9 protein-coding genes are annotated in these 12323 nt (G+C 61.8%); 8 read left to right on the plus strand and 1 reads right to left on the minus strand.

Annotated features, from left to right (window positions below):
• The first annotated feature begins 4 nt into the window (after positions 1-4).
• The gene (locus tag PMI07_RS13420; protein WP_024163792.1) at positions 5-1150 is read left to right on the plus strand and encodes a glycoside hydrolase family 88 protein; all 1146 of its coding nucleotides are present in this window, start codon (positions 5-7) and stop codon (positions 1148-1150) included.
• 36 nt (positions 1151-1186) lie between these two features.
• The gene (gene kduI, locus PMI07_RS13425; RefSeq protein ID WP_007763603.1) at positions 1187-2035 is read left to right on the plus strand and encodes a 5-dehydro-4-deoxy-D-glucuronate isomerase; all 849 of its coding nucleotides are present in this window, start codon (positions 1187-1189) and stop codon (positions 2033-2035) included.
• A gap of 64 nt (positions 2036-2099) precedes the next feature.
• Here kduI and PMI07_RS13430 read toward each other — a convergent pair whose 3' ends face one another.
• Complete coding sequence (locus tag PMI07_RS13430; RefSeq protein WP_007763605.1) at positions 2100-3149, minus strand: LacI family DNA-binding transcriptional regulator; 1050 nt, start codon at positions 3147-3149, stop codon at positions 2100-2102.
• A 171-nt stretch (positions 3150-3320) separates the two neighbouring features.
• On the opposite strand from PMI07_RS13430, the gene PMI07_RS13435 reads away from it, so the two are divergent.
• From PMI07_RS13435 to otnI, 6 genes are all read left to right on the plus strand, one after another.
• The gene (locus PMI07_RS13435; protein ID WP_007763607.1) at positions 3321-5246 is read left to right on the plus strand and encodes an ABC transporter substrate-binding protein; all 1926 of its coding nucleotides are present in this window, start codon (positions 3321-3323) and stop codon (positions 5244-5246) included.
• Positions 5247-5334: 88 nt separating this feature from the next.
• Positions 5335-7443, plus strand: coding sequence for an alpha-amylase family protein (locus PMI07_RS13440; RefSeq protein ID WP_007763610.1), 2109 nt, complete (start codon positions 5335-5337; stop codon positions 7441-7443).
• 107 nt (positions 7444-7550) lie between these two features.
• A complete protein-coding gene (locus tag PMI07_RS13445; protein WP_007763616.1) occupies positions 7551-8537 on the plus strand; it encodes an ABC transporter permease in 987 nt (328 codons plus the stop codon).
• Positions 8538-8547: 10 nt separating this feature from the next.
• Positions 8548-9738: an ABC transporter permease gene (locus PMI07_RS13450; RefSeq protein WP_007763622.1), complete on the plus strand. Its 1191-nt coding sequence runs from the start codon at positions 8548-8550 to the stop codon at positions 9736-9738.
• Between the two features lie 10 nt (positions 9739-9748).
• Complete coding sequence (locus PMI07_RS13455; RefSeq protein WP_024163793.1) at positions 9749-11455, plus strand: ABC transporter ATP-binding protein; 1707 nt, start codon at positions 9749-9751, stop codon at positions 11453-11455.
• A gap of 11 nt (positions 11456-11466) precedes the next feature.
• A complete protein-coding gene (gene otnI / locus PMI07_RS13460) occupies positions 11467-12258 on the plus strand; it encodes a 2-oxo-tetronate isomerase (RefSeq protein WP_007757724.1) in 792 nt (263 codons plus the stop codon).
• Positions 12259-12323 lie beyond the last annotated feature (65 nt).

The raw sequence follows: 12323 nt of genomic DNA on the forward strand, positions 1-12323 counted from the left end.
TCCGATGCTTCAGGACTATTTCGAGACCTACATACGCGACTATGAATATTATAAAGGCGGCGCCTGGTGCTACGAAGACGGCTGCCTGTATCGCGGCCTGATCGCGCTTTACGAGGCGACCGGCGGGCGCCAGTGGCTGGATCATCTCATCCGGCTGGTGAGCGGCCAGATCGACGCACAGGGGCGGCTGGTCGGCTACGAGATCGACGAGTTCAACATCGACAACATCCTGCCCGGCCGTGCCCTGGTGTTTCTCTACCGGCATACGGGCGAAAGCCGCTGGCTCGATGCTGCCGCTCCGTTGGCGACGCAGCTCGAAACGCATCCGCGCACCGACAGCGACGTCTATTGGCATAAGCTGCGTTACCCGCATCAGATCTGGCTGGACGGGCTCTACATGGCGCTGCCCTTCAAGGTCGAATATGCCCGCGCGGTTTCAAGGCCTCAGGCTGTCGAGGAGGCGCTCCGGCAATTCACCACGGCGCTGGACCTGACTTACGACCAAGAGGCCGACCTTTACCGTCACGGCTACGACGAAGCCCGTCAGCAGTCCTGGGCGGACGTGGAAAGCGGCCTTTCGCCGGCGCATTGGGCGAGGTCGATCGGCTGGCTGGCAATGGCCTTCGTCGACATCATCGAAAACCTGCCGACCGGTACGGCGAGGCGGGAGCTGACCGGTCGCGCCGAAGCACTGGCATCCCGGCTCATCGCTCTTCGCACCATCGATCACCGTTGGCTGCAGGTGATCGACCAGCCAGACGAGGCGTTGAACTATCCGGAAAGCTCCGCCACGGCGATGTTCTCCTATTTTCTCCAGAAGCTTGCACGGCTCGGCGGCCCTGCCTCCGTTTCCGAGGCCGGTCGGACGAGCCTGCAATCGCTGACCGGGCAGGAGCTACGGCGGGATGCGGATGGCAGGCTGAGGCTCCACAACATCTGCTGCGTCGCCGGCCTCGGAGGCTTCAACGGCCGCTACCGCGACGGAACGGTCGGTTATTATCTCTCCGAGGAAATCCGCCCCGACGACATCAAGGGTGTCGGACCGCTGATGATGGCCTATGCGGAAACGCTGCTGGACACGCAATCGGTGATGCCCCAGTCTGCGCGGCCAGGGGGCCGGGTCGAGCTCAGCGCTGCCGTCAAGCGGTAGCAACGCACCCGCCGATAAACAGGAGGAAACCAGACCATGACGATCGATGTCCGGACGCGCCATGCCGTTCACTACACCCAGTCGGAGCGCATGACGAGCGCGGACTTACGCGAAAATTTCGTGATCGAGGATCTCTTTGTCGCGGGAACCCTGCAGGCGGTGTACACCCACTACGACCGGATGCTGGTGGCCGGTGCGGCGCCGACGCAGGCAAGCCTCGGTGTCGGCAGCGAACTGGCGAAGATTGTCGGCGCCGACTACCTGTTGGAGCGCCGCGAGCTCGGCCTCATCAATATCGGTGGACCGGGCCGCGTCACCGCCGACGGTAAGGCTTACGAGCTCCAGTCCATGGACGGGCTTTACCTCGGAATGGGAACGAAGGAGATCTTCTTCGAGAGCAATGACCCGTCGGCGCCAGCGAAATTCTATATCAACAGCGCGCCGGCGCACACCACCCTGCCCTCACGGATCGTCAGCAGCGCAGAGGCGATCGAGAACAATCTCGGTGACGGCGCAACGTCGAACAAACGCAAGCTCTACCAATACCTTCATCCGAAAGTGCTGCCGACCTGCCAGTTGCTGATGGGGCTTACCCGGCTGGAAACCGGCAGTGTCTGGAACACCATGCCAGCGCATCTGCACGACCGGCGAATGGAGGCCTACCTCTATTTCGAGATCCCGGAAAACGCCTTCGTCGTCCACCTTATGGGCCGGCCGGCGGCCACGAACCATCTGATCGTCCGCAATGAGCAGGCCGTGCTCTCACCACCCTGGTCCATCCACTGCGGCGCCGGCACCGGCGCCTACGCCTTCATCTGGAGCATGGCTGGTGACAACCAGTCCTTCACCGACATGGACATTGTGGATATGAAGAGCCTCAAATAGGCCGTCGAAGCCATCCGCCGCCAAAGCGCAGAGCTGCCAGGACCGGCGACAGCGGGGGGGACCATCAGACGGAGATTATCCGAGGTTCTTGCCTAGATACCGCCTGATCGCTCGGATGGGCGCCGCCCTTGCATGGACCGCTGGATCGACGTTCGACGATCCTCGATGCGACATAAACCCTGCGGGCCGGCGTACCCGGCTGGCGCGGGTTCTCGATCCGCTCAAGCAGGAGCCGCAGACCGACGGCCCCGCATTCCTGTCCTTCCATGCGCACCGTCGTCAGAGGCGGCGAAATCTGCTTTGCCGGCGAGAAATCGCCGAAACCGACCACCGAGACATCATCGGGGATGCGGTAGCCTTGGCCTAGGAGTTCGGAAACAACGGTGAGCGCCAGGCCGTCATGAGCGCAGAAGAAGGCGGTCGGTCGATCGCCCTTGTCTTTCAGCGCCCGATAGGCGTCGGCAAAACCGTTCTGCTCCTCGAACTGCAGGACATGCAGCACAACGTTCGGGTAGCGCTCGGCAATTTCTCGCGCGCCATAAAAACGCTCGCGGCGGCCGCGATAGCCGGGGGTACCATAGACATAGGCGATGGAGCGGTGGCCGAGATCGACCAGATATTGTATCACGGCCTGCCCCGCCTCGTGATCGGTTCCGGAGACCTGATCGGAATCCTCGAGCGGATCGACCCAGCCGAAACGGATGATCGGAGTGCCGGTCGCCATCGCGGCGCGGATCGCCTCGCGGTCATGCGGCCCGACGAGCAGCAGCCCCGCGCAGGTGTGGGCCAGTTCTTGGAGCTGGCCTTGGCTGTGCGTCCATAACATTCTGAGGGCCATGCCTAGCCGGTGCGCCTCTGCCTGCACGCCGTTCTGGATCTGCATGTATAGCTCGCTATTGACGGGATCGAGGTCGTGAAAGACCACCGCGATATCGCCTGACGCGACCTGGTTGGCAGGTTTGCTATAGCCGAGACGCTGAGCCGCCTCACGAATGCGCTCGCGGGTTTCATCGCTGACACCGCTCTTGCCTGACAACGATCTGGAGACCGCATATTTCGAGAGGCCGACCTCGCGCGCGATCGTTTGTAAGGTGACCCGTCCTCTGCTCTTCATTCTACACCCCTCCGCAGCCACCGCCCGATTAAGCTGCTGCGCTGCAAAACGCAATTTTCCCAAACAACATTACATAACACTTTACCTAACAGTATTCTAATGCAAACTTTTCGTTATCCACGCCCAAGGGAAATAATAGGTAACGGCGGGGACTGTGTGGAGGAGACACTCATGATCAAGCTGAAACGTCGTGCGTTTCTGGCCGGGAGTTCGGCCGTTTTGATTTTGCCGGCCCTGCCGGCCTTAGCCGTCGACTACAAGGAAGCAGGCCTTTTGAAGGACAAGGTCGCAAGCGGCGCCCTTCCTCCGGCCAAGGATCGGCTGCCTGCCAACCCCCTTGTCATCAAACCTGTTGAAAGCGTTGGGAAATACGGCGGCGACTGGAAGCTGGCGCTGGTCGGCGGCGGTTCACTTTCCATGCTGTTCCGCTACCAGGCCTATGAGCCCCTGTTGCGGTATACGCCGGATTGGTCGGGCGTGACGCTCAATGTCGCGGAAGCCTTCGAAGGAAACGCCGACTCCACCGTCTACACCATCCGCCTGCGCAAGGGTATGAAATGGTCCGACGGACATCCCTACACCACCGCCGACGTCAAGTTCTGGTATGACACCATCCTCACCGACAAGCGCGTCGCCGTCACCAGCCAGGGCCACTGGAAGACTTCCGGCAAGCCTGCAAAGCTCGAAGTGGTCGACGAGCAGACCTTCAAGGTCATCTTCGAGAAGCCTAACGTTATGTTCCCGCTGCAGGTTGCATGGTCCAACTGGGATCACACCACCCGCTGCCCCAAGCATTATCTCGAGCAGTTCCACATCGATTACAATCCCAAGGCGGACGAACTGGCCAAGCAGCGCGGTTTCCAGAGCTGGATCGCCGCATTTCAGTCGGCCTCCGGTTTCCAGGACGACAATGCCTTCTTCCTCAACTCATCGAAGAAGCCGTGTCTCAATGCCTGGATGTTCACGATCGCGCCGGGCGAAAATACCGAGCGGGTGGTGGCCGAGCGCAACCCCTACTACTGGAAGGTCGATACCGCGGGCAACCAGCTGCCCTATATGGATCGCATCGTCTATCAAATGGTCGCCGATCCGCAGGTGCTGCTCTTGAAATGCATGCAGGGCGAAATCGACCTGATGGACCAATATATCGCGACACCGAACAACAAGTCGGTTCTCTACGACGCGCGCAAGCAGGGCGACTACGATTTCTACACGCTGACCTCGACCGAGGCCAACGTCATGAACTTCATCTTCAACCTGAACCATAACGACGAGACGAAGCGAAAGCTCTTCCGAAACAAGAAGTTCCGCGCAGCTCTTTCGACGGCACTTGACCGCCAGACGCTGATCGACGCGGTGCTCGTCGGCCAGGGCGCGCCCGCCCAGCCGTCGATCAAGGAAGGCGATCCGCTCTATAATGAGGTGCTTGCCAAGCAGTTCACGGAGTACAGCGTTGACAAGGCGAATGCCATGCTCGACGAACTGATCCCGAAGCGCGACGGGCAGAATTTCCGTCTCGACGAGAAGGGCCGGCGGCTGACGATCATCTTCGAGATCGACCAGGCACGCCCGATCTTCCTCGATCTCTTCCAGTTGGTCATCCCGATGTTCCAGGCGGTCGGTATCGATGCGCAGATGCGCACCATGGACCGTTCCCTCTGGGAGACCCGCGTTCGCCAGGGTCGCGATTTCGACGCGACCGCGCACCAGTTCGGCGCCAATGGCGGCGTCGCGGCGATGCTCGATCCCCGCTACTACGTGCCGACCGACAGCAATGCGATGTATGCCCCGGCCTGGCAGCTCTGGTATCTCGACCCCAAGAACGCCAATGCCGAGGAACCGCCTGAGGATACCAAGAAACTGCTCGCACTCTACGACAAGCTGAAGGCGACCTCGGATCAGGCCGGCCAGCGCGAGATCATGAAACAGATTCTGCAGGGTGCTGCGGAAACCTTCTATGTCTTCGGCATTTCGCAGCCGCCGGATGGCTACGGCATCGTCAAGAACAACATGAAGAACATCACCAAGACCATGCCGAATTCTTTCGGCTGGCCGACCCCTGCCCCGACCATGCCGGAGCAGTTCTACAAGGTCTGATGGCCTCGCAATTTCCGATGTTTTCCGGGCGCCGGCTTCAGTCGGCCGGCGCCGAGGGCGCCCCTTTTTCTGATGATTGGATGCTATCATGCTTGAGGCGAGACGACAGAACACCGACACCTTGCGGACCCCGGACTGGTTCAGGACCGCGACGCGCTGGACACAGCTGACCTTCGTCGAGGACGATCCGGACAAATACGACCCCGCCTTCTGGATCGATGTCTTCAAGCGCACGAAATCCAACGCCGTTTGCCTCAGCGCCGGCGGTTACATCGCCTACTATCCAAGCAAGGTATCCTACCACTACGTCAGCCAATATCTGGGCGATAAGGATATTTTCGGCGCGCTTGTCGGTGCGGCCCGCAAGCTCGACATGCATGTCATGGCCCGCGTCGATCCGCATGCCATCCATGACGATGCGGCCAAGGCCCATCCGGAATGGGTGATGATCAATGCCGACGGCACGCCGCGCCGCCACTGGGCCTACCCGGATGTATGGGTCACCAATGCCTATGGCGACTACAACTCCGTATTCATGCCGGAGGTGGTGAAGGAGATCGTCCGCGAATACGATATCGACGCGATCTTCGCCAATCGCTGGCAGGGCCACGGCGTCGATTATAGCGAAAACAGCGCCCGCCGTTTCAAGGACATGTCCGGCTACGCCCTGCCCAAGAAGGCGGATGCCGAAGACCCGGCCTGGCAAGCCTGGCTGCAATGGCGCCGCCGCGTGCTGACCGACATGATCGCCCAGTGGGACGACGCGGTCAAAGCCATCCGGCCGCATGCAAGCTTCATCCCGAATATGAGCGGCGCGTCGCTGATGGAGTTCGATCTCTCCGTCATCACCAAACATTGCCCCTTCCTCGTCGTCGACCACCAGGGCCGCAAGGGGCTGGAGCTCGGCTGGTCGGCCGGGCGCAACGGCAAGCGCATCCGCGCCACCTTTGCCGATCGCCCCGTGGTGCTGATCACCTCGATCGGCCCGGAGGAGGAATACCGCTGGAAGGATGCCGTGACCTCGGGCGAGGAAATGCAGCTGTGGATCAACAACGGCACGGCCCACGGGCTTTTCGCCTGGTTCACGAAATTCAACGGCGTGGTGCCCGACAAGCGATGGGTGGATCCGGTCGCCGAGGCTTTCGTGCTGCAGTCGGCCGTCGAGCCGGTTATCGAAAGCATGAGGCCGACAGCGGAAATCGCCGTGATCGACCCGTCGACCACCTTGCGCCACTGGGCGCCGGAAGAACGCCATGCCGCGGAAAAACACGATCTCGGCGTCTACCACGCCCTGGTCGAGGCACGCCTGCCTTTCGAGCTTCTGTCCGATCAGGTGCTGACCAAGGACAATCTCGATCGCTTCAAGGTCATCATCCTCGCCAACGCCTCCTGCCTTTCGGATGCGCAGAACGAGGCCATCCGCGCCTATGTTGGGCGCGGCGGCAGTGTCGTCGCCTCCTATGAAACGTCGCTCCGTGACGAATTCGGCAAGACGCGCCCCGAATTCGGCCTCTCGGACGTGCTCGGGGCAAAATTCGTCTCCGGCCCGCGCGGCATCGTCAAGAACACCTATGTGGCGCTGTCCGGTGACCACCCGGTCAACAAGGGCTTTGACGGCGCCGAGCGGATCATGGGCGGCACAAGGCTGATCCATGTTGAGACGGCGGACGGCGCCGAGACGCCTTTCCTCTACGTTCCCGATTTCCCGGACCTTCCCATGGAGGAGGTGTATCCGCGCAAGGCGCCGGAAGGGGCAGCGGTCGTCGCCCGCGAAACCGGCAAGGGCGGCCGCACGGTCTATATTCCCTGGAACATCGGCGAAATCTTCTGGGAAGTCTTTGCCGTCGACCACGGCCGACTGCTCTCCAACGCTGTCCATTGGGCGCTCGGCAAGACCCCGCAGGTCACCGTGAACGGCCCGGGCGTCATTGACCTGGCGTTCAGGGAAAACGCCGAGGGTATCGCCCTCAGCCTTTTCAACCTCACCAACCCGATGATGATGAAAGGGCCGATACGCGAAAATTATCCACTGGCGGCCCAGACCGTTTCGGTGGAAGTTCCAAACGGCAAGTCGGTGGCGAAAGCCTGGCTCGTCGTCGCGGACCGGGCGGCAAGCTTCAGCGTGAAGGATGGACGCGCGGAAGTGGAGGTGCCGGGAATAGAGCGGCTGGAGGTGCTGCATCTCACCTGGAAATAGGGTGGGAGACGAATGGAGGAGCGTTTCCGGCCTGGAGGGGCCGGGAGCGGATGGAGATCCGAAGGTGGCGCCTGCGCGGCGTCTTCAACGGGAGGAGAACTATTCCGATGCTTGGCTACATCTTCAAGCGCGTGCTCTACATGATCCCGACGCTGTTCGGCATGTCGCTGATATCGTTTCTGATCATCCAGCTGCCGCCGGGTGACTACCTGACGTCGATGATCGCCACGATGAGCGACAGCGGCCAGGCAGTCGATCCGGCCCAGATAGAGCGGCTGAAGGAAATCTATGGCTTCGACGATCCCTTCTACATCCAGTATCTCAAATGGATCTGGGGTATCGTCAGCCGTGGCGATTTCGGCCACTCGTTCGAGTGGAACCAGCCCGTCTCGGGCCTGATCTGGGGCCGGATGGGTTCGACCCTGGTCATCTCGCTCTTAAGCCTGCTGTTCGTGTGGATCGTCGCGCTGCCGATCGGCATCTATTCCGCCGTACGCCGTCATTCGATCAGCGACCACGTCTTCACCTTCTTCGGCTTCATCGGGCTTGCCGTGCCGAACTTCATCCTGGCGCTGGTGCTGATGTATGTCGCCTACCGCTATCTCGGCCAGAGCGTCGGTGGCCTCAATTCTCCCGAATTCGCCGAGGCTCCCTGGAGCCTTGCCAAGGTCGGCGATTTCCTCGCCCATCTGTGGATTCCGATCATCATCATCGGGGCCTCGGGAACGGCGGCGCTGATCCGCGTCCTGCGCGCCAACCTGACCGACGAGCTGCACAAACCCTATGTGATCACCGCCCGCGCCAAGGGTCTGCCGGAATACAAGGTCATTCTCAAATATCCGGTGCGCATCGCCCTCAACCCGTTCGTCTCGGCAATCGGCTGGGTGCTGCCGCATCTGGTGTCCGGTGTGACGATCACGGCCATCGTGCTCAACCTGCCAACCGCCGGCCCGCTGCTGTTTCGGGCGCTGGTGTCGCAGGACATGTATCTCGCCGGCAGTTTTATCCTGCTTTTGAGTGCCCTCACCCTTGTCGGCATGCTGCTCTCGGATCTGCTGCTCGCGCTGCTCGATCCGCGCATCCGGTTCAATTGAGGGAGGCCGCATGAGCGCGCACGAGACATTCGGAACCTATTCCGGCCCAGTACATACCGTCACCGACGGCCCCTCGATCAGTCCGCTGAAGGCCGGCAAGACCGTTTCGACCGCAACCGTCGGCCCCTGGAAGCTGATCGCCGGCAAGCTGGTCCGCCAGAAGGTGGCGATGTTCGCCGGCATGGTCATCCTGATCCTTTATCTGATCGGCCTGTTTGCCGAATTCCTGGCGCCCAGCCTGCCTTCGACCTCCCGGCCGCAATATACCTATGCGCCACCACAGGGCTTGAGCTTCTTCGTCACCAAGCCGGATGGCAGTTCGGAGTTCAATTTCCATGTGAAGGGCTACAAGGTCGAGATTGAGAAGGTGGCGCTGCGTCGTACCTTCGTAGTTGACGACACCAAGGTCGTGCCGATCGGCCTGTTCGTCAAAGGGCCGCGCTATGAACTCTGGGGCCTGATCCCGATGGACCGCCACCTGATCGGCCCGATCAATCCGAACGATCCGATGTACCTGCTCGGCGCCGATCGGCTGGGCCGCGACGTCTTCTCGCGGCTGGTCTACGGCACCCGGATTTCCATGTCGATCGGCCTCGTCGGCGTCGTCATGTCGCTCGTTCTCGGCGTCGTGCTCGGCTCGATATCAGGTTTTTACGGCGGCTGGATCGATACAGTGATCCAGCGCGTCATCGAGGTCGTCAGCGCCATGCCGACCATCCCGCTCTGGCTTGGCCTTGCGGCAGCGATCCCGCTGACATGGTCGCCGGTCAACGTCTATTTCGTCATCACCATCATCGTCTCGCTGCTCGGCTGGACCAGTCTCGCGCGCGAGGTGCGCGGCCGCTTCCTCGCCCTTCGCAGCGAAGACTTCGTCACCGCCGCGGTCCTCGACGGATCGAGCGAGAAGCGGCTGATCTTCCGCCATATCCTGCCGTCCCTGACGAGCCATATTCTCGCCGTCGTGACGCTTGCGGTGCCTACCATGATCGTTGCCGAGACTTCCCTTTCCTTCCTCGGCATCGGCCTGAAACCGCCGGTCGTCAGCTGGGGCGTGCTGCTGCAGGACGCCCAGAACATCCGCACGGTGGCGACGGCGCCATGGCTGCTGATCTGGCCTTCGCTCGCGGTGATCGTCGCCGTGCTGTCCTTCAATTTCTTCGGCGACGGCCTTCGCGATGCCGCCGACCCCTATGACAATTGAGGAGGAAACCATGACCGATCCTGCCGAAGACGTCGTCCTCTCCGTCGAGAACCTCTCGATCGATTTCCGGTTGAGAACGCATATCCTGCATGCCGTCGAGAATGTCAGTTTCGACCTCAAGCGCGGCCAGACGCTCTGTCTCGTCGGCGAAAGCGGCTCGGGCAAGAGCGTCACCGCCCGTTCCCTGCTGCAGATCGTCGACAGGCCCGGCAGCATCGTCGGCGGGCGCATCCTTTTGCGCAACGGTGGCGCGGTTACCGACATCGCCAGGCTCGATCCGGATGGCCAGGCCATGCGCGCCATTCGCGGCCGGAGGATCGGTTTGATCTTCCAGGAACCGATGAGTTCGCTGTCGCCGGTCCATACGATCGGCTCGCAGATCATCGAAGCCGTCCGCCTGCACAGCGATCTCGACAAGCGCGCGGCGCGGGCGAAAACGGTCGAATTGCTGCGCCAGGTGGAAATCCCCAATCCGGACCAGATGGCCGACCGATACACGTTCGAATTCTCCGGCGGCATGCGGCAGCGGGCGATGATCGCCATGGCGCTCGCCGGCAATCCCGACATCCTGATCGCCGACGAACCGACGACGGCGCTCGACGTCACCACCCAGGCCGAAATCCTCGACCTGATCAAGCGGCTGCAGGTGGAGCGCGGCATGGCGATGCTGCTGATCACCCACGACATGGGCATCGTCGCCGAGGTGGCGGACGACGTCGCCGTCATGCGCTTCGGCCGTATCGTCGAGCGAGGCCCGGTCGATGCGATCTACCATGATGCCCAGCATCCCTATACGCGCCAGCTTCTCGCCTCGACGGTGAAGCTCACCCGCCATGTCGAAGGCAGGCTGCCGGCGGTGGCCGTGGCATCGCAGCCACTGCGGCCGATCCTTTCGGTCCGCAATCTCGGCAAGACCTTCGGCTGGCACGGCAAGACCAATTCGCTGCGGGCGGTCGATGACGCCAATTTCGATCTCTATCCCGGCGAAAACCTCGGCATCGTCGGTGAAAGTGGCTCGGGCAAGACGACGCTCGGACGGCTGATCCTGCGCACCGTCGAGCCGACCACGGGTAGCGTCATTTACCACAACAAGGATAGCAGCGAGGTCGAGGTCACCAGCCTGACCAAGAAGGAGCTGCGCGGCTTCCACCGGGAAGTCCGCCTCGTCTTCCAGGATCCGTTCGCCTCGCTCAATCCGCGCATGACCGTCAAGGAAGTGATCGGCGACCCGCTGGTCGTCAACGGCCTCGCCAAGGGCAAGGTGCTCGAAGAACGCGTCGCCGAACTGATGCGCCTCGTCGGGCTGGATCCGATGGGCATGGAACGTTATCCGCACGCCTTTTCCGGCGGCCAGCGCCAGCGCATCGGCATTGCCCGCGCGCTGGCGCTCGATCCGCGCATCATCATCGCCGACGAGGCGACCTCGGCGCTCGACGTGTCGATCCGCAGCCAGATTCTCGACCTGCTGCTGGATATCCGCCAGCGGCTGAACCTCAGTTTCATCTTCATCTCGCACGACATTTCGGTGGTGCGCTATTTCTGCGACCGCGTCGCCGTCATGCATCGCGGCAAGATCGTCGAGCTTGGCGAGGCCGAGCAGATCTGCACCGCGCCGCAGGAGGCCTATACCAAGAGCCTGATTTCCGCCGTTCCCAATCCCGACCCCCGCGACAAGCGCATGCTGCACCGGCACCGCTTCGTCGCACCCGTTCTCTAAGGACAGTGCCAGTGCCGAAATTCTCCGCCAATCTCTCCTTCCTCTACCAGAACCTGCCCTTCGTTGATCGTTTCGCCGCCGCTGCGAAAGACGGTTTCGGCGGGCTCGAGTATCTCGGCCCCTATGCCGAGCCGAAAGAGAAGGTCGTCGATGCATTGAAAGCGAGTAGCCTCGTCCAGACACTCTTCAACGTGCCCTCGGGCGACTGGGCCAGCGGTGAACGCGGCATCGCCTGCCTGCCTGACCGTATCCGGGAATTCCGCGATGGCGTCGCCCTCGCGCTCGACTATGCCAAGGCGCTCGATTGCCGCCAGGTCAATGTCATCTCCGGCCTCGTGGCGAAGGGTGCCGATATCGACGCTCTGGAAAAGGTGCTTGTCGACAACCTGAAATACGCCGCGCCGCGTTGCGCCGACGCCGGCGTCAAGCTGCTGATCGAGCCGATCAACCTGCGCGACATTCCCGGTTTCTTCCTGTCGACGACCGATCATGCGGAACGCGTCCTCGACAAGGTCGGCTCCGACAATCTCTATATCCAGTACGATTTCTACCACATGCAGATCATGCAGGGCGATCTCATCCCCACCTTCACCCGCCTGAAGGAGCGGATCGCCCATGTGCAGATCGCCGACAATCCCGGCCGCAACGAGCCGGGTACCGGTGAGATCAACTACGATTTCATACTCCGCGAACTCGACCGCCTCGGTTACGACGGCTGGGTCGGCTGCGAATACAGGCCGAAGGCCGGCACCAGCGAAGGCCTTGGGTGGATGAAGCCCCATCTCGCCGGAGGGCCACGCTAAGATCAACGCTTTTCCGACCTAACCGGACACCATCTTTGCCGCTTCCAGACCGGAGCCTTTTTCCG

This window comes from Rhizobium sp. CF080, from assembly GCF_000282095.2.
Taxonomy (GTDB): Bacteria; Pseudomonadota; Alphaproteobacteria; order Rhizobiales; family Rhizobiaceae; genus Neorhizobium.

What these genes read in the sequence shown, in the direction of transcription:
- PMI07_RS13420 (WP_024163792.1), top strand. Translation starts at nt 5, where the DNA reads ATGCTTCAGGACTATTTCGAGACCTACATACGCGACTATGAATATTAT.
- kduI (WP_007763603.1), top strand. Translation starts at nt 1,187, where the DNA reads ATGACGATCGATGTCCGGACGCGCCATGCCGTTCACTACACCCAGTCG.
- PMI07_RS13430 (WP_007763605.1), bottom strand. Translation starts at nt 3,149, where the DNA reads ATGAAGAGCAGAGGACGGGTCACCTTACAAACGATCGCGCGCGAGGTC.
- PMI07_RS13435 (WP_007763607.1), top strand. Translation starts at nt 3,321, where the DNA reads ATGATCAAGCTGAAACGTCGTGCGTTTCTGGCCGGGAGTTCGGCCGTT.
- PMI07_RS13440 (WP_007763610.1), top strand. Translation starts at nt 5,335, where the DNA reads ATGCTTGAGGCGAGACGACAGAACACCGACACCTTGCGGACCCCGGAC.
- PMI07_RS13445 (WP_007763616.1), top strand. Translation starts at nt 7,551, where the DNA reads ATGCTTGGCTACATCTTCAAGCGCGTGCTCTACATGATCCCGACGCTG.
- PMI07_RS13450 (WP_007763622.1), top strand. Translation starts at nt 8,548, where the DNA reads ATGAGCGCGCACGAGACATTCGGAACCTATTCCGGCCCAGTACATACC.
- PMI07_RS13455 (WP_024163793.1), top strand. Translation starts at nt 9,749, where the DNA reads ATGACCGATCCTGCCGAAGACGTCGTCCTCTCCGTCGAGAACCTCTCG.